The organism is Streptococcus sp. KCJ4932 (assembly GCF_004352745.1).
Taxonomy (GTDB): domain Bacteria; phylum Bacillota; class Bacilli; order Lactobacillales; family Streptococcaceae; genus Streptococcus; species Streptococcus ruminicola.
Genome location: NZ_SJWW01000016.1, coordinates 1 through 15,070 on the forward strand (window position 1 = coordinate 1; position 15,070 = coordinate 15,070).

At 39.3% G+C, this 15,070-nt stretch carries 28 protein-coding genes; all 28 read right to left on the bottom strand.

From position 1 onward, the window contains the following. Positions 1–1,014: 1,014 nt before the first annotated feature. On the bottom strand, positions 1,015–1,401 hold the full coding sequence (rplQ, locus tag E0E02_RS07460; RefSeq protein ID WP_003067190.1) for a 50S ribosomal protein L17: 387 nt from the start codon (positions 1,399–1,401) through the stop codon (positions 1,015–1,017). A gap of 14 nt (positions 1,402–1,415) precedes the next feature. Further along, entirely contained in the window at positions 1,416–2,354 is a 939-nt protein-coding gene (locus tag E0E02_RS07465) for a DNA-directed RNA polymerase subunit alpha (protein WP_009853219.1), read from the bottom strand. A gap of 48 nt (positions 2,355–2,402) precedes the next feature. Beyond that, on the bottom strand, positions 2,403–2,786 hold the full coding sequence (rpsK, locus tag E0E02_RS07470) for a 30S ribosomal protein S11 (RefSeq protein WP_003062885.1): 384 nt from the start codon (positions 2,784–2,786) through the stop codon (positions 2,403–2,405). A 17-nt stretch (positions 2,787–2,803) separates the two neighbouring features. Beyond that, complete coding sequence (rpsM, locus tag E0E02_RS07475) at positions 2,804–3,169, bottom strand: 30S ribosomal protein S13 (protein WP_006531334.1); 366 nt, start codon at positions 3,167–3,169, stop codon at positions 2,804–2,806. Positions 3,170–3,186: 17 nt separating this feature from the next. Continuing rightward, on the bottom strand, positions 3,187–3,303 hold the full coding sequence (gene rpmJ / locus E0E02_RS07480; protein WP_002959355.1) for a 50S ribosomal protein L36: 117 nt from the start codon (positions 3,301–3,303) through the stop codon (positions 3,187–3,189). Positions 3,304–3,328: 25 nt separating this feature from the next. Next, positions 3,329–3,547 (bottom strand): translation initiation factor IF-1, encoded by a 219-nt coding sequence (gene infA / locus E0E02_RS07485; RefSeq protein ID WP_001040189.1) that lies wholly within the window; start codon positions 3,545–3,547, stop codon positions 3,329–3,331. 118 nt (positions 3,548–3,665) lie between these two features. Then, positions 3,666–4,322, bottom strand: a complete 657-nt coding sequence (locus E0E02_RS07490) for an adenylate kinase (RefSeq protein ID WP_133018266.1) — start codon at positions 4,320–4,322, stop codon at positions 3,666–3,668. A 96-nt stretch (positions 4,323–4,418) separates the two neighbouring features. Then, a complete protein-coding gene (gene secY, locus E0E02_RS07495) occupies positions 4,419–5,723 on the bottom strand; it encodes a preprotein translocase subunit SecY (protein WP_039696042.1) in 1,305 nt (434 codons plus the stop codon). A gap of 16 nt (positions 5,724–5,739) precedes the next feature. Beyond that, the gene (gene rplO / locus E0E02_RS07500) at positions 5,740–6,180 is read right to left on the bottom strand and encodes a 50S ribosomal protein L15 (RefSeq protein ID WP_003062876.1); all 441 of its coding nucleotides are present in this window, start codon (positions 6,178–6,180) and stop codon (positions 5,740–5,742) included. A 140-nt stretch (positions 6,181–6,320) separates the two neighbouring features. After that, positions 6,321–6,503 carry a 50S ribosomal protein L30 gene (gene rpmD / locus E0E02_RS07505; RefSeq protein WP_006531331.1) on the bottom strand — a complete coding sequence of 61 codons (183 nt, stop codon included), beginning with the start codon at positions 6,501–6,503 and terminating at the stop codon, positions 6,321–6,323. 14 nt (positions 6,504–6,517) lie between these two features. After that, positions 6,518–7,012 (bottom strand): 30S ribosomal protein S5, encoded by a 495-nt coding sequence (gene rpsE, locus E0E02_RS07510; RefSeq protein WP_003062871.1) that lies wholly within the window; start codon positions 7,010–7,012, stop codon positions 6,518–6,520. 18 nt (positions 7,013–7,030) lie between these two features. Then, positions 7,031–7,387 (bottom strand): 50S ribosomal protein L18, encoded by a 357-nt coding sequence (rplR, locus tag E0E02_RS07515; RefSeq protein ID WP_003001342.1) that lies wholly within the window; start codon positions 7,385–7,387, stop codon positions 7,031–7,033. Between the two features lie 107 nt (positions 7,388–7,494). Continuing rightward, positions 7,495–8,031: a 50S ribosomal protein L6 gene (rplF, locus tag E0E02_RS07520; RefSeq protein ID WP_039696044.1), complete on the bottom strand. Its 537-nt coding sequence runs from the start codon at positions 8,029–8,031 to the stop codon at positions 7,495–7,497. 144 nt (positions 8,032–8,175) lie between these two features. Continuing rightward, positions 8,176–8,574: a 30S ribosomal protein S8 gene (rpsH, locus tag E0E02_RS07525; RefSeq protein ID WP_006531328.1), complete on the bottom strand. Its 399-nt coding sequence runs from the start codon at positions 8,572–8,574 to the stop codon at positions 8,176–8,178. 175 nt (positions 8,575–8,749) lie between these two features. After that, positions 8,750–8,935, bottom strand: coding sequence for a type Z 30S ribosomal protein S14 (locus tag E0E02_RS07530; RefSeq protein WP_003062863.1), 186 nt, complete (start codon positions 8,933–8,935; stop codon positions 8,750–8,752). Positions 8,936–8,952: 17 nt separating this feature from the next. Beyond that, positions 8,953–9,495 carry a 50S ribosomal protein L5 gene (gene rplE / locus E0E02_RS07535; RefSeq protein WP_006531327.1) on the bottom strand — a complete coding sequence of 181 codons (543 nt, stop codon included), beginning with the start codon at positions 9,493–9,495 and terminating at the stop codon, positions 8,953–8,955. 26 nt (positions 9,496–9,521) lie between these two features. Then, positions 9,522–9,827: a 50S ribosomal protein L24 gene (gene rplX, locus E0E02_RS07540; RefSeq protein WP_003067218.1), complete on the bottom strand. Its 306-nt coding sequence runs from the start codon at positions 9,825–9,827 to the stop codon at positions 9,522–9,524. A gap of 76 nt (positions 9,828–9,903) precedes the next feature. Beyond that, positions 9,904–10,272: a 50S ribosomal protein L14 gene (gene rplN, locus E0E02_RS07545; protein ID WP_020916217.1), complete on the bottom strand. Its 369-nt coding sequence runs from the start codon at positions 10,270–10,272 to the stop codon at positions 9,904–9,906. Positions 10,273–10,296: 24 nt separating this feature from the next. Beyond that, positions 10,297–10,557: a 30S ribosomal protein S17 gene (gene rpsQ, locus E0E02_RS07550; RefSeq protein ID WP_002885836.1), complete on the bottom strand. Its 261-nt coding sequence runs from the start codon at positions 10,555–10,557 to the stop codon at positions 10,297–10,299. 27 nt (positions 10,558–10,584) lie between these two features. Further along, positions 10,585–10,791 (bottom strand): 50S ribosomal protein L29, encoded by a 207-nt coding sequence (gene rpmC, locus E0E02_RS07555; protein ID WP_003062854.1) that lies wholly within the window; start codon positions 10,789–10,791, stop codon positions 10,585–10,587. Positions 10,792–10,800: 9 nt separating this feature from the next. Then, positions 10,801–11,214 carry a 50S ribosomal protein L16 gene (gene rplP / locus E0E02_RS07560; RefSeq protein ID WP_003029477.1) on the bottom strand — a complete coding sequence of 138 codons (414 nt, stop codon included), beginning with the start codon at positions 11,212–11,214 and terminating at the stop codon, positions 10,801–10,803. A gap of 3 nt (positions 11,215–11,217) precedes the next feature. Next, entirely contained in the window at positions 11,218–11,871 is a 654-nt protein-coding gene (gene rpsC / locus E0E02_RS07565; RefSeq protein ID WP_021141408.1) for a 30S ribosomal protein S3, read from the bottom strand. Positions 11,872–11,883: 12 nt separating this feature from the next. Continuing rightward, positions 11,884–12,228 (bottom strand): 50S ribosomal protein L22, encoded by a 345-nt coding sequence (gene rplV, locus E0E02_RS07570; RefSeq protein ID WP_003062848.1) that lies wholly within the window; start codon positions 12,226–12,228, stop codon positions 11,884–11,886. A 15-nt stretch (positions 12,229–12,243) separates the two neighbouring features. Next, on the bottom strand, positions 12,244–12,519 hold the full coding sequence (gene rpsS / locus E0E02_RS07575) for a 30S ribosomal protein S19 (protein ID WP_020916215.1): 276 nt from the start codon (positions 12,517–12,519) through the stop codon (positions 12,244–12,246). 102 nt (positions 12,520–12,621) lie between these two features. Next, a complete protein-coding gene (gene rplB / locus E0E02_RS07580; protein ID WP_039696045.1) occupies positions 12,622–13,455 on the bottom strand; it encodes a 50S ribosomal protein L2 in 834 nt (277 codons plus the stop codon). 17 nt (positions 13,456–13,472) lie between these two features. Continuing rightward, positions 13,473–13,769, bottom strand: a complete 297-nt coding sequence (locus tag E0E02_RS07585) for a 50S ribosomal protein L23 (RefSeq protein WP_003062842.1) — start codon at positions 13,767–13,769, stop codon at positions 13,473–13,475. Then, positions 13,769–14,392, bottom strand: a complete 624-nt coding sequence (gene rplD, locus E0E02_RS07590; RefSeq protein WP_003067225.1) for a 50S ribosomal protein L4 — start codon at positions 14,390–14,392, stop codon at positions 13,769–13,771. The genes E0E02_RS07585 and rplD overlap by 1 nt, the downstream gene beginning before the upstream one ends. Positions 14,393–14,415: 23 nt before the next feature. Next, positions 14,416–15,042 carry a 50S ribosomal protein L3 gene (gene rplC / locus E0E02_RS07595; protein WP_003067226.1) on the bottom strand — a complete coding sequence of 209 codons (627 nt, stop codon included), beginning with the start codon at positions 15,040–15,042 and terminating at the stop codon, positions 14,416–14,418. Positions 15,043–15,070 lie beyond the last annotated feature (28 nt).

The following is a 15,070-nucleotide window of genomic DNA, read 5'->3' on the forward strand; positions in this document are numbered from 1 at the left end:
CTGTCACTGACAGATTTATCGTTTTTGACAGGTTACTTCCGTAACCCGCACGTTTGGTTCGTATTGTTCAGTTTTCAAAGGTCTTTGTCTCATCAGAGACAACTTCTATATTCTATCAAATTTGAAATCCTTTGTCAACATCTTTTTTCAAGAAATTTTCAAGATCTTTTCAAATTTGTTACCGCTGTCCTCTCGGACAACAGCTATATTAGTTTATCATTTCTAGCAAGCTTTGTCAAGAAGTTTTTTGAACTTTTTTTCAAAGCCTTTTGAAATGTTTGCTGCCTCAAACAACAGCTTATTTAGTATACTAAACTTCATCTATACTGTCAACATGTTTTTTAAGATTTTTTGATATTTTTTTGTAACAATGTCACAAAATCTGTCATATAAGCTGAGTTTATGAGCTTCACCACTATAACTAAGCCGTTTTTATATTTTTTTCTGATAACAACAGTTTAGTTAGTCGACAATTTTTTTAATAAAAAAATCGATGCTCGCTAGAATTTCCTTCCCAGTTAAAACGATGACACTTCGATTATTCTCCATAAAATACCAAATAAGGTCTCTACAGGCTTCTCACTTGGATTTTTACTTCCCCACAGCGAAATTCATCCAAACCTCCCTCAGAGCGTCTCAGGAGCTTTTTAAGCGCCATTTGATACATCCTTGATAAAAATCCTATCTTTCCCGTATAAAGAGGCCATTTTTAGGTATAAACTAGCTATTATAAAGTCTATGCAAAAGATTCTTGTTTCGATTGCATTGAATTATTGCTGAGTAATATATGGTATTGGGTACTATTATCCATGAATTGAAGCTAGTTTCAGTTTTTAAATAGAAAAACGCCTGCTTACGAAGTGTTTCTAATCTAGAGACATTTCGTAAACAAGCGTTACTCAATCACCAATATGATGAGTGTTCCCGCTAGGGAAAAATCCCCAGCGGTAGACCAGAGCTAGACTAAGAACCAAAAGGTTCCATCATCATAACACTCAACAAAATTGATAAAAATTATACTAATTCAATGATTGCCATTGGAGCAGCATCACCACGGCGAGGTTCAGTTTTAAGAATACGAGTGTATCCACCGTTGCGTTCTGCATAGCGAGGTGCGATTTCATCGAAAAGTTTTTGAAGAGCTGTTTGTGAAGAGTATTTTTCAGTAGCTTCATCAAAGTTTTCAGATGCAATTTCATTACGTACGAAAGCAGCAGCTTGACGACGTGCATGAAGGTCACCACGTTTACCTAAAGTAATCATTTTTTCAACTGTTTTACGGATTTCTTTAGCACGAGCTTCAGTTGTTACAATAGATTCGTTAATCAAAAGATCTGTTGTCAAATCACGAAGCATTGCTTTACGTTGTGAGCTAGTGCGTCCTAGTTTACGGTAAGCCATTTTATCCTCCTATATTATTTATCGTTTTTGAGTCCGAGTCCAAGATCAGCAAGTTTAACTTTGACTTCTTCAAGGCTCTTACGACCAAGGTTACGGACTTTCATCATTTCAGGCTCAGTTTTTTCTGTCAAATCAAATACAGTGTTGATACCTGCACGTTTAAGACAGTTATATGAGCGGACTGACAAATCAAGTTCTTCGATAGTACGGTCAAGCACTTTTTCATCGTTAACTTTTTCAGTTTCTTTCATTACGTCAGTGTTTTTAGCCACTTCTGTAAGGTCAGTAAACAGATTCAAGTGTTCAATCAAAACGCGTGCTGATAGACCTAAAGCATCTTCAGGAATGATTGTGCCGTTTGTCATGATTTCGATTGTTAATTTATCAAAGCCGTCATTGCTACCTACACGAGCAGGTTCAACTTGATAATTAACTTTTTTCACTGGTGTGTAGATAGAGTCTACAGCCAATGTTCCCACTGGAGCATCTTCTTTTTTATTACCTTCGGCTGGAACGTAACCACGTTTTTTAGCAACAGTCATTGTTGCTTTCAAACTGTGTCCTTCAGCGATTGTAAAGAGATAGTGGTCTGGGTTGACGATTTCAACATCACTATCAGTCAAGATATCCCCTGCAGTAACTTCTGCTGGACCTTCAACATCAAGTTCGATAATTTTTTCATCATCAACATAAGATTTTACTGCAAGTCCTTTAATGTTAAGGATGATTTGCATAACATCTTCGCGTACACCTGGAATAGTGTCAAATTCGTGGAGTACTCCATCAATTTTAATTGATGTTACTGCCGCACCTGGGAGTGAAGACAAGAGTACACGACGAAGAGAATTACCTAGAGTTGTACCGTATCCACGTTCAAGTGGTTCGATAACAAATCTGCCGTAATCTTTATTTTCATCAATTTTTGTTATTATTGGTTTTTCAAACTCAATCATTTATTATACTCCCTCGAAACGAATCTTGTGTACTATTAACAATTATGATTACACACGACGACGTTTTGGAGGACGAGCACCATTGTGTGGCACAGGAGTAACGTCACGGATTGAAGTCACTTCAAGACCAGCAGCAGCAAGAGCACGAATAGCAGACTCACGACCTGAACCAGGACCTTTTACAGTAACTTCAACAGTTTTAAGACCATGTTCTTGTGCAGATTTAGCAGCAGCTTCAGCAGCCATTTGTGCAGCGAATGGAGTAGATTTACGAGAACCTTTGAATCCAAGAGCACCAGCTGATGACCAAGCAATTGCATTACCATGCACATCTGTAATCATAACAATAGTGTTATTGAATGTAGCGTGAATATGAGCAACACCAGATTCGATGTTCTTTTTCACACGACGTTTACGTGTTGGTTTAGCCAATTTTTTTACCTCCTATTTTATTTTTTCTTACCTGCAATCGCAACAGCTTTACCTTTACGAGTGCGAGCGTTATTTTTAGTGTTTTGACCACGGACAGGAAGTCCACGACGGTGACGGATACCACGGTATGAACCAATTTCCATCAAGCGTTTGATGTTCATGTTCACTTCACGACGAAGGTCACCTTCAACTTTAATTGCATCAACTTCACGACGGATAGCATCTTCTTGGTCTGATGTTAAATCTTTAACACGGATGTCTTCAGAAATACCAGCAGCTGCTAAGATTTTCTTAGAAGTTGCAAGACCGATACCATATACATAAGTAAGTGAAATTACTACACGTTTTTCATTTGGAATATCAACTCCAGCAATACGAGCCATTTTTTCTCCTTTCTATATTATCCTTGACGTTGTTTGTGTTTTGGATTTGATGGACAAATTACCATAACACGACCGTTACGACGAATAACTTTACAGTATTCGCAAATTGGTTTGACTGATGGTCTTACCTTCATTTTTTAATCCCTCCAATTATTTCGATTATTTAAAGCGGTATGTGATACGTCCACGTGTTAAATCGTAAGGACTCATTTCAACAGTAACACGGTCACCTACCAAAATACGAATGTAGTTTTTACGGATTTTTCCTGATACAGTTGCCAAGATTTGGTGTCCATTTTCTAATTCAACAGTAAACATAGCGTTAGGCATCGTCTCAACAACTTTACCTTCAATTTCAATCACATCTTCTTTTGCCACGCAAAAGTACCCCCCTAAATTTCGATTTGATGTCCTCTGAGCACAGAGGTAACAATTATAAGCCAGACTAGCCTATTATATCACGACTCTTCTACTTGTGCAAGTAGAAACTCTTAAATTATTTTAATGATGAGATTGCTTTTTCAATATCAGCAAATACATCATTGATGTCTTGGTTACCTTGGATATCGAAAACAATACCAGCTTTACGATAGTGTTCGATGATTGGTGCACCTTGAGCGATGTTAACATCAAGACGACGTTTTACAGTTTCTGGTTTGTCATCTTCACGTTGGTAGAAGTCGTGTCCACCACATGCATCACAAGTTCCTTCAACTTTTGTTGGATTGAATACTTTGTGATATGTAGCTCCACAAGAACGACAAATGAAACGTCCTGATAAACGTTCAATCAAGCTGTCTGGATTAACGTCAATATTAATAACACCGTCCAATTTAAGATCCAAATTTTTAAGTGTTTCATCCAAAGCGTGTGCTTGTTCAATAGTACGTGGGTAACCATCAAGCAAGAAACCTTTTTCAGCAATGTCATCTTGTGCCAAACGTTCTTTAACAATACCGTTAGTAACTTCATCTGGTACAAGTTCACCTTTGTCGATGAATGATTTAGCAAGAACACCCATTTCAGTTTTGTTTGCCATTGCAGCACGGAACATATCTCCGGTAGAAATGTGAGCAACGCCGAATTCTTCAACGATTTTTGCTGCTTGAGTTCCTTTACCAGCCCCTGGTAAACCCATGATTAAAAGATTCATGATACTCTCCTTATTTTATTTTTAAATAAATTTAACACCGAAGTGCTAAACTTATTCAAAAACAAAATAGAAAGGTTGACTAGGTCAACCTATATTCTATTCTGCTGTGTTCATGAAACCAACATACTGTCTCTTCAAGAGATAACCTTCAAGTTGTTTCATTCCTTCAATGCCTGTTGAAATCAAGATAAGAAGACTTGTTCCTCCAAGGGCAATACTGCTAGATAGGTTCATTGCTTGTTGAGCAATAATTGGTGTCAATGAAATGAACGCCAAGAAAATTGAACCTACAGTTGCTAATTTCTTCAATAGTGAAGAAAGGTATTCTTCTGTTTCGCGTCCAGGTCGAACACTAGGAATATATGACGCACCTTTTTGCAAGTTTTCTGCAGTTTTTTCAGGGTTAACTTGCACAAAAGTATAGAAGAATGAGAATAAAATAATTAGAACTGCATAAATTACCATTCCGATTGGTGTTTGGTAATTCAAATATGATTCTAGAGTAGTAAGCCAAGGAATATCATGTCCATTTGAAATCAACGGAATAATCGTACTTGGAATCGTTGTAATCGAGCTGGCAAAGATAACGGGAATGACGCCAGCCGGATTAATTTTTAAAGGAAGATAAGAACTTGTTGGTGCACCTTGAACAAGTTTTGTATATTGGATTGGAATTTTGTATTCTGCTTGTTGGACAAAGGTTGTAAAGAACACAATTGCCAATACTGCTACGATTAACAAAGCTACAAAGATGTATGAAGATATTAAATCACTTGAACGAACGTTAACAAAGAAATCTTCGTAGATTGTTGAAATAGCATTTGGAATTGATGAAATGATACCCGCAAAGATAATCATTGAAACACCATTTCCGAAACCTTTGTCGGTGATTTGTTCACCAAGCCATGTCACAATCATACTACCTGTTGTGAGCAAGGCACCAATCAGGATATAAGTTTTCACATTCGGTGTAGAAACCAATGAGATACTTGATAAAGTATTAAATCCTGCTGTAATCCCGATAGATTGAATGAAGGCTAAGACAAGTGAAATGTAGCGAGTCGCCTGATTTAACTTACGACGTCCAACTTCACCTTGTTTACTCCACTCAACAAACTTAGGCAAAATATCCATTTGTAACAGTTGAACAATGATAGATGCTGTGATATACGGGCTAACACCCATTGAGAATACAGAGAAGTTGCTCATAGCATTACCAGAGACAAGGTTCAACATGTTTAGAAAGGGAAGTTCACCTAATTGATCAAGACTCTTAGCGTTGATACCTGGCACAGTAATATGTGTTCCAACGCGGAAAACAAAGATGATAAAAAGTGTAAAGAAAATTTTATTTCTAACATTTTTTACCTTAAGTGCATCTTTAAGTAATTTAAAGAACATACCGAGTCCTCCTTAATTAGATGACTTCGATTGAACCACCTTTTGCAGTGATAGCTGCTTCAGCAGATTTTGAGAATTTAGCTGCTTTAACAGTCAATTTTTTAGTCAATTCGCCGTTACCAAGAACTTTAACGCCTGATTTTTCAGCACGAATGATTCCAGCTTCTTTAAGAACAACTGGAGTTACTTCTGTACCATCTTCGAAAACGTTAAGTTGGTCAAGGTTTACAAGAGCGTATTCTTTAGCGTTAACGTTCAAGAAACCACGTTTTGGCATACGACGGAACAATGGAGTTTGTCCACCTTCAAAACCAAGACGTACTTTACCACCGCTACGAGCTTTTTGACCTTTTTGACCGCGTCCTGCAGTTTTACCGTTACCAGATGATGTACCACGACCTACACGGTTACGTACTTTACGAGAACCTTCAGCAGGTTTAAGTTCATGAAGTTTCATTATTAATTTCTCCTTTTTTGTAAAATGCTAGCGCCTCTATGAGGGGAAAGGACTCCCCATAGAAACTCGCCTATACTATATCTAGTTTAAGTCGCAAGAGAATCCCTTGCGACTTAAACCTAAAATTTATTTAATGTTAATTATTTAACATCTTCAACAGTTACCAAGTGTGAAACTGAAGTAACCATTCCACGGATAGCTGGAGTGTCTTCTTTGACAACTGAGCTATGTAATTTACCAAGTCCAAGAGCAGCAACTGTTTTACGTTGTGCAGGAATGCGTCCGATTGGAGACTTAGTCAAAGTAATTTTAATTTGAGCCATTATTATCCCCTTTCTTATGCTAAATCAGAAACTGAAACACCGCGAAGAGCAGCAACGTCTTCTGCACGTTTAAGTTGTTTCAAACCTTCAACAGTTGCGCGAACAATGTTGATTGGAGTGTTTGAACCAAGTGATTTAGATGTAACATCTGCAACACCGGCCAATTCGATGACGGCACGAACAGCACCACCAGCAGCGACCCCAGCACCTTCTACAGCAGGTTTCAACAATACTTTAGCTCCACCAAATTCTGAACGAACTTCGTGAGGAATTGTTGTACCAACCATAGGTACTTCGATCAAGTTTTTCTTAGCGTCTTCAACAGCTTTACGAATAGCTTCTGGTACTTCTTGAGCTTTACCAGTACCGAAACCAACACGACCATTACGGTCACCAACAACTACAAGAGCTGCAAAACGAAGACGACGTCCACCTTTAACAACTTTTGTAACACGGTTGATCGCAACAACGCGTTCTTCAAGTTCAACTGCATTATCTTTAAATGCCATTATTTAGTGTCCTCCCTATTAGAATTTCAATCCGTTTTCACGAGCTGAGTCAGCCAAAGCTTTAACACGTCCGTGATAGAGATATCCACCGCGGTCAAACACCACTTCAGAAATACCTTTAGCTACTGCGCGTTCAGCAACAAGTTTACCGACAACAACGGCTTGTTCTGTTTTAGTTCCTTTAGAAACTTCTTTATCAAGAGTTGATGCACTTGCGAGCGTTACACCCGCTACGTCATCAATAACTTGAGCGTAGATGCCTGTATTAGAACGGAAAACGTTCAAACGTGGGCGATCAGCAGTTCCAGAGAGTTTACCGCGAACGCGACGGTGGCGTTTTTGGCGGATTTTGTTTTTATCTGGTTTCGAAATCACAATTTTCACCTCTTAATTAATTGATTAATGTCAAAACGACATTGTTTTTATAAATGTTAGCATATGAGTTCTGCGAGAAAAAATCTCGCAAGACATCCCATAAACTATTATTTACCTGTTTTACCTTCTTTACGACGTACGTATTCACCAACGTAACGGATACCTTTACCTTTGTAAGGTTCTGGAGCACGAAGGCTACGGATGTAAGCAGCTGTTTGACCAACAACTTCTTTGCTGATACCGTTAACGATGATTGAAGTTGCAGATGGTACTTCAAATGAAATTCCTTCTGGAGCTTCTACTTCGTCTTGGTGAGATTTACCTACAGAAAGTACAAGTTTTGAACCTTGAAGTTGAGCACGGTAACCAACCCCGCGCATTTCAAGTTCTTTTTTGAAACCTTCAGAAACGCCAAGTACCATGTTGTTCAAGTTAGCACGAGCTGTACCATGGATTGTTTTCATTTCTTTTGAGTCGTTTGGACGGTGAAGTGAAACTTCAGTTCCTTCAACTTTGATTTCAATGTTTTTGTTAAACTCACGAGTGAGTTCGCCTTTAGGTCCTTTAACAGTTACTACATTGTTGTTGTTAGTAACTTCTACACCAGCAGGCAAGTTGATAACTTTATTACCAATACGTGACATAGTTTTATTTTTCTCCTGTTAAATTGTCAGGCCGCATAAAGCGACGAGTTTTCACGGGGCGACTAATACACAAAATTGTGCTTAATAGTCCATTAGATGGTTAAGTAAGATTCCCTCTCCAAAAATAGAGAGATGAAAAACTTCTTACCAAACGTAAGCAATAACTTCTCCACCAACGTTCTTTTGACGAGCTTCTTTGTCAGTCAAAAGACCTTCTGATGTAGAGATGATTGCAATTCCAAGTCCGTTAAGAACTTTAGGAACATCTTCACGTTTTGCGTAAACACGAAGACCTGGTTTTGAGATACGTTTCAAGTTAGTGATAACACGTTCACCGTTTTGTCCGTATTTAAGGAATACGCGGATGATACCTTGTTTGTCATCTTCGATAACTTCAACGTTTTTCACGAAACCTTCGCGTTTAAGGATTTCAGCAATACCTTTTTTGATGTTTGATGCAGGTACTTCAAGCACTTCGTGTTTTGCTTGGTTAGCGTTACGAATGCGTGTCAAAAAGTCTGCAATTGGGTCAGTCATAACCATTTATATATTCTCCTCTTACTAGTAGTTTGAATTGTTCACTTGCTAGTTAATGTCGCCCGAAGGCTTAATTAAATTCAAGTTTATTACTTGAATCCCATCATGAACCACGCCAAATAGAAAATTGAATAACAATTTACTAAATGGCTTGTCCAGTCAGGTTTCTTATATCATCGACTTACCAAGAAGCTTTGGTAACGCCTGGGATTTGTCCTTTGTAAGCTAACTCACGGAAGCAAACACGGCAAAGTTTGAATTTGCGGTAAACTGAGTGTGGACGGCCACAACGTTCGCAACGAGTGTAAGCTTGCGTAGAGAATTTCGCAGGGCGATGATTCTTAGCAATCATAGATTTTTTAGCCAATTGATTTACCTCCTAAATTATTTTGCAAAAGGCATTCCAAGGCCTTTAAGCAATTCACGACCTTCTTCGTCAGTGTTAGCAGTAGTTACGATAACGATATCGAGACCACGTACTTTATCAACGTCATCAAAGTTGATTTCTGGGAAGATCAATTGTTCTTTCACACCAAGTGTGTAGTTACCACGTCCGTCAAATGATTTTGTTGGAACACCGTGGAAGTCACGAACACGTGGAAGTGAAACTGTTACCAATTTATCTAAGAATTCGTACATACGTTCACCACGAAGGGTAACTTTTGCACCGATCGCTACACCTTCACGAAGACGGAAGCCAGCGATTGATTTCTTAGCTTTAGTAATCAATGGTTTTTGACCTGAAATAAGTGCCAATTCAGCAGCAGCTTTTTCAAGGTTTTTAGCGTTATTTACAGCATCACCAACACCCATGTTAAGAACGATTTTCTCAACTTTTGGGACAGCCATAACTGAAGAATAGTTGAATTTTTCAGTCAAAGCAGAAACAACTTCGTTAGTGTATTTTTCTTTTAAGCGATTTGCCATTATATACTTTCTCCTTTCCTTCGTGATTAATCAAGCACTTCGCCTGATTTTTTGTTGTAACGAACTTTTTTGCCGTCTACAACTTTGTAACCAACACGTCCTGCAACACCATTTTTGTCAAGAACTTGAACGTTAGACACATGGATTGGTGCTTCTTTTTCCACGATAGCACCTTGAGGGTTTACGTTGTTTGGTTTTTGATGTTTTTTAACAATAGCAACACCTTCAACAACAACTTTGTTGACTTTAGGAAGGGCTTTAAGAACTACAGCTTCAACGCCTTTGTCCTTACCAGCAATAACGCGAACTTTATCGCCTTTTTTTACAAACATTTGGTTTTTCTCCTATTATTTCTTACGCCCTAATGGGCACCCTGCAAAAGCAGGGGACTTAGTTTGTGTTTATGAATTAAAGTACTTCTGGTGCAAGTGAAACGATCTTCATGAAGCCACCTTCACGCAATTCACGTGCAACAGGGCCGAAGATACGAGTTCCGCGAGGAGTTTTGTCATCACGGATGATTACAGCAGCGTTGTCGTCAAATTTGATGTATGAACCGTCTGGACGGCGTGCACCAGTTTTAGTACGAACAACTACAGCTTTTACGACATCACCTTTTTTAACAGCTCCACCAGGAGTAGCTTGTTTTACAGAAGCAACGATTACGTCACCGATGTTAGCGAATTTACGTCCTGAACCACCAAGAACTTTGATAGTCAAGATCTCACGAGCACCGCTATTATCAGCAACTTTCAAGCGAGTTTCTTGTTGAATCATTTCAAATTTCTCCTTTTAGTTTGATTAGATAATAACAGCTTCTTCCACAACTTCTACAAGACGGAAGCGTTTTGTAGCTGAAAGTGGACGAGTTTCCATGATACGAACGATATCGCCTTCTTTAGCAACGTTGTTTTCATCATGTGCTTTGTATTTTTTAGAATAGTTGATACGTTTACCATAGACTGGGTGGTTACGTTTAGTTTCAACTACAACAGTGATTGTTTTATCCATTTTGTCAGATACTACGCGTCCAACAAGGGTTTTACGTTGATTACGTTCCATTATTAGAATTTCTCCTTTCCCAATCTATTATTTCTTTTCAGATTGCACTGTTTTAACACGTGCAATTTGTTTTTTAACTTCGTTCAAACGAGCAGTTTGATCAAGTTGACCTGCTGCAGCTTGGAAACGAAGATCAAAAAGTTCTTTCTTAAGTTCGTTTTCTTTCTTAGCAAGTTCTTCTTGAGAAAGACCACGAAGCTCTTTAACAAAATCTTTAATTTCTTGAAGTTTCATGATTTCTCCTTATTCTGCTTCACGTTTCACGAATTTAGTCTTAACTGGCAATTTGTGGCTAGCAAGACGAAGTGCTTCACGTGCAACTTCTTCAGGTACACCAGCGATTTCGAACATAACTTTACCACGTTTAACTGGTGCTACCCAACCTTCAGGTGCCCCTTTACCAGAACCCATACGTACACCGATAGCTTTAGCAGTGTATGATTTGTGTGGGAAGATTTTAATCCAAACTTTACCACCACGTTTCATGTAACGAGTCATTGCAATACGGGCAGCTTCGATTTGACGGTTTGTGATCCAGTGGCTAGTAGTAGCTTGAAGACCGTATTCACCGAATGCGACTTCTTTACCACCTTTAGCTTCACCGCGCATTTTTCCACGGAATTCGCGACGGTGTTTAACACGTTTAGGTACTAACATTTGTTATTTGCCTCCTTTAGTGTTTTTACGAGCTGGAAGAACTTCACCACGGTAGATCCAAACTTTAACACCAAGTTTACCGTAAGTAGTGTCAGCTTCTTCCCAAGCGTAGTCGATATCTGCACGAAGTGTGTGAAGTGGAACAGTTCCTTCTGAGTAACCTTCAGCACGAGCGATATCAGCACCGTTCAAACGACCAGATACTTGAGTTTTAATACCTTTAGCACCTGCACGCATTGTACGTTGGATAGCTTGTTTTTGAGCACGACGGAAAGCAACACGTTGTTCAAGTTGACGTGCAATGTTTTCACCAACAAGGTGAGCGTCCAAATCAGGTTGTTTGATTTCAACGATGTTGATGTGAACTTGTTTTCCTGTCAATTTGTTAAGTTTAACGCGAAGAGCGTCAACGTTAGCTCCACCTTTACCGATAACCATACCTGGTTTAGCAGTGTGAAGTGAAACAATTACTTTGTTTACAGCACGTTCAATTTCAATACGTGAAACTGAAGCGTCTGCCAATTCTGTTTGGATGAATTTGCGGATTGCAAGATCTTCATGAAGGTAATCCGCGTATTCTTTTTCAGCATACCATTTCGCATCCCAATCACGGATGATTCCGACACGCATACCAATTGGATGTACTTTTTGACCCACGATTTTACCTCCTTATTTTTCTGACACAACTACTGTTACGTGAGTTGTGCGTTTGTTGATTGGTGAAGCTGAACCTTTAGCACGTGGACGGAAACGTTTCATTGTTGGTCCTTCGTTTGCGAAAGTTTCAGATACTACCAAGTTAGCTTTTTCCAAACCAAAGTTGTTTTCTGCGTTAGCGATAGCAGAGTTAAGAACTTTCTCAACTACACGAGCTGCTTTGTTTGGAGTGAATTTCAAGATTGCGATTGCGTCAGCAACGTTCTTACCACGGATAAGATCAAGTACAAGACGTGTTTTACGAGGTGAAACACGGACTGTACGAGCCATTGCTTTAGCTGAAGTAATTTCTGCCATTGTGTCCTCCTCTTATTAACGTGTTTTCTTATCGTCAGCAGCGTGACCTTTGTAAGTACGAGTTGGTGCGAATTCACCAAGTTTGTGACCTACCATGTCTTCTTGAATGTAAACTGGTACGTGTTTACGTCCATCATAAACTGCGATTGTATATCCGATGAAACTTGGGAAAATCGTTGAACGACGTGACCAAGTTTTAATTACTTTTTTCTTTTCGTCGTTTGCTTGAGCTTCAACTTTTTTCATCAAATGCTCATCGACGAAAGGTCCTTTTTTAAGACTACGTCCCATTTTGTAGTTTTCTCCTTTAAATTATAGTACCACAGCGGCCTGTGTGCATAAATGCACACTACCGAGCTGGCGGATGATTAATAAGCTTAAGCGACTAATAAATTATTTGTCGTTACGACGACGAATAATAAGTTTGTCTGATTGAGCTTTTTTGTTACGAGTTTTAAGACCAAGCGCAGGTTTACCCCAAGGAGTAGATGGCGCTTTACGTCCAACTGGTGCTTTACCTTCACCACCACCGTGTGGGTGATCATTAGGGTTCATTACAGAACCACGAACTGTAGGACGGACACCCATCCAACGGCTGCGACCAGCTTTACCAAGGTTAACAAGGACTTGTTGTTCGTTACCAACTGTACCGATTGTAGCACGGCAAGTTCCAAGAATCATACGAACTTCGCCTGATTGAAGACGAACAAGAACGTATTTACCTTCTTGACCAAGAACTTGTGCAGATGCACCAGCAGCACGGATCAATTCAGCACCTTTACCTGGTTGAAGTTCGATGTTGTGAATAACTGTACCAACAGGGATGTTAGCAAGTGGAAGTGCGTTACCAACTTTGATATCTGCATCTGGACCTGAAACGATACGTTGACCAACTTCAAGACCTTTAGGTGCAAGGATGTAAGCTTTCACACCATCAGTGTAGTGTACAAGAGCGATGTTTGCTGTACGGTTTGGATCGTACTCGATAGTTTTAACAACTGCTTCAACGCCATCTTTGTTACGTTTGAAGTCGATCAAACGGTAGTGACGTTTGTGACCGCCACCTTGGTGACGAACAGTGATGCGACCGTTGTTGTTACGACCAGCTTTGTTTTTAAGTGAAACAAGCAATGATTTCTCAGGAGTGCTTGTAGTGATTTCAGCAAAATCCAAAGAAGTCATATTACGACGACCATTTGTCGTTGGTTTATAAGCTTTAATACCCACGTTATTTCCTCCTTAGATTATTCAGCTTCAGCTGCAAACAACTCGATTGCTTTAGAATCAGCTGTAAGAGTGATGATAGCTTTTTTAGTTTTTGAAGTGAAACCAGTGTAACGACCAACACGTTTAGCTTTTGGTTTAACTGTTACAGTGTTCACGTTTGCAACTTTAACTCCATCAAAAGCAGCTTCAACAGCTTGTTTGATCAAAAGTTTGTGCGCACGAGAGTCAACTTCAAATGTATATTTACCTGCTTCGAGGTCGTACATTGATTTTTCAGTGATAACTGGTTTTTTGATTACGTCGTACAAATTCATTATGCAAGAACCTCCTCGATTGTAGAGATTGCTTCTTTAGTAACAAGAAGTTTGTCGCTGTTTACGATATCAAGAACACTTGCAGTTGTTGCAGTTGCAACTTTAACGTTTGGAAGGTTACGTGCAGAAAGTGCTGCAAATTCATTACCTTCTTCAAGGATTACAAGTACTTTTGAGTCAACGTTAAGAGCTGAAAGTACGTTTGCGAATTCAGCAGTTTTTGGAGCTGCAAATGAAAGGCTTTCTACAGCTACAAATTTTTCTTCAGCAACTTTAGCTGAGTAAACTGATTTCAATGCAAGGCGACGAACTTTTTGTGGAAGTTTGTATCCGTATGAACGTGGAGTTGGTCCGAAGACTACACCACCACCACGCCATTGTGGTGAGCGGATAGAACCTTGACGAGCGCGTCCAGTTCCTTTTTGACGCCATGGTTTACGACCACCACCAGATACTGCTGAGCGGTTTTTAACTGCGTGAGTACCTTGGCGAAGGCTAGCGCGTTGGCTGATAACAACATCAAACACTACTGATTCGTTTGGTTCGATACCGAAGATAGCATCGTTCAATTCAACTGAGCTAACTTCTTTACCAGTTTGGTCAAATAGTTTTACGTTTGCCATTTTAACTGTTTTCTCCTTTCTTATTATTTAGCAGCCTTAACTGCTGATTTGATAGTGATAAGAGATTTCTTAGCACCTGGTACGTTACCTTTGATAAGGATAACGTTTTTCTCTGGGATAACTTGGACAACTTCAAGGTTTTGGATTGTCACACGGTTACCACCCATACGTCCTGCCAAGTGTTTGTTTTTGAAAACACGGTTAGGCGCAACAGGTCCCATAGAACCTGGACGACGGTGATAACGAGAACCGTGAGCCATTGGTCCACGAGCTTGACCATGGCGTTTGATAACACCTTGGAAACCTTTACCTTTAGATGTACCAGTTACATCAACAACATCTCCAGCTTCGAATGTATCAACTGTGATTTCTTGACCAACTTCCAAGCCTTCAATGTTTTTGAATTCACGAATGAAGCGCTTAGGAGCTGTGTTAGCTTTTGCTACATGGCCTTTGGCAGGTTTGTTGCTCAATACTTCACGTTTGTCGTCAAAACCAACTTGAACAGCTTCATAACCGTCTGTTTCAACAGTTTTCACTTGAAGCACAACGTTTGGAGTTGCTTCGATGACAGTAACAGGGATGAATTCACCAGATTCAGTGAAGATTTGAGTCATTCCCACTTTTTTCCCTAAGATTCCTTTTGTCATGAGAAAATATTTCCTTTACTTTATTTAT

Bases quoted from the DNA above. Each gene is read 5' to 3' on its own strand.
- rpmJ (WP_002959355.1), bottom strand. From the start codon at position 3,303: ATGAAGGTAAGACCATCAGTCAAACCAATTTGCGAATACTGTAAAGTT.
- rplQ (WP_003067190.1), bottom strand. From the start codon at position 1,401: ATGGCTTACCGTAAACTAGGACGCACTAGCTCACAACGTAAAGCAATG.
- rplC (WP_003067226.1), bottom strand. From the start codon at position 15,042: ATGACAAAAGGAATCTTAGGGAAAAAAGTGGGAATGACTCAAATCTTC.
- rpsH (WP_006531328.1), bottom strand. From the start codon at position 8,574: ATGGTTATGACTGACCCAATTGCAGACTTTTTGACACGCATTCGTAAC.
- rplE (WP_006531327.1), bottom strand. From the start codon at position 9,495: ATGGCAAATCGCTTAAAAGAAAAATACACTAACGAAGTTGTTTCTGCT.
- E0E02_RS07465 (WP_009853219.1), bottom strand. From the start codon at position 2,354: ATGATTGAGTTTGAAAAACCAATAATAACAAAAATTGATGAAAATAAA.
- rpsQ (WP_002885836.1), bottom strand. From the start codon at position 10,557: ATGGAACGTAATCAACGTAAAACCCTTGTTGGACGCGTAGTATCTGAC.
- rpmC (WP_003062854.1), bottom strand. From the start codon at position 10,791: ATGAAACTTCAAGAAATTAAAGATTTTGTTAAAGAGCTTCGTGGTCTT.
- rplX (WP_003067218.1), bottom strand. From the start codon at position 9,827: ATGTTTGTAAAAAAAGGCGATAAAGTTCGCGTTATTGCTGGTAAGGAC.
- rplO (WP_003062876.1), bottom strand. From the start codon at position 6,180: ATGAAACTTCATGAACTTAAACCTGCTGAAGGTTCTCGTAAAGTACGT.
- rpmD (WP_006531331.1), bottom strand. From the start codon at position 6,503: ATGGCTCAAATTAAAATTACTTTGACTAAGTCTCCAATCGGACGCATT.
- secY (WP_039696042.1), bottom strand. From the start codon at position 5,723: ATGTTCTTTAAATTACTTAAAGATGCACTTAAGGTAAAAAATGTTAGA.
- rplP (WP_003029477.1), bottom strand. From the start codon at position 11,214: ATGTTAGTACCTAAACGTGTTAAACACCGTCGCGAATTCCGTGGAAAA.
- E0E02_RS07585 (WP_003062842.1), bottom strand. From the start codon at position 13,769: ATGAATTTGTACGACGTAATCAAAAAACCAGTTATCACTGAAAAATCA.
- rpsS (WP_020916215.1), bottom strand. From the start codon at position 12,519: ATGGGACGTAGTCTTAAAAAAGGACCTTTCGTCGATGAGCATTTGATG.
- rplD (WP_003067225.1), bottom strand. From the start codon at position 14,392: ATGGCAAACGTAAAACTATTTGACCAAACTGGTAAAGAAGTTAGCTCA.
- rpsM (WP_006531334.1), bottom strand. From the start codon at position 3,169: ATGGCTCGTATTGCTGGAGTTGATATTCCAAATGAAAAACGTGTAGTA.
- E0E02_RS07490 (WP_133018266.1), bottom strand. From the start codon at position 4,322: ATGAATCTTTTAATCATGGGTTTACCAGGGGCTGGTAAAGGAACTCAA.
- rplV (WP_003062848.1), bottom strand. From the start codon at position 12,228: ATGGCAGAAATTACTTCAGCTAAAGCAATGGCTCGTACAGTCCGTGTT.
- rpsE (WP_003062871.1), bottom strand. From the start codon at position 7,012: ATGGCATTTAAAGATAATGCAGTTGAACTTGAAGAACGCGTTGTTGCG.
- rplN (WP_020916217.1), bottom strand. From the start codon at position 10,272: ATGATTCAACAAGAAACTCGCTTGAAAGTTGCTGATAATAGCGGTGCT.
- rplF (WP_039696044.1), bottom strand. From the start codon at position 8,031: ATGTCACGTATTGGTAATAAAGTTATCAACTTGCCTGCTGGTGTAGAA.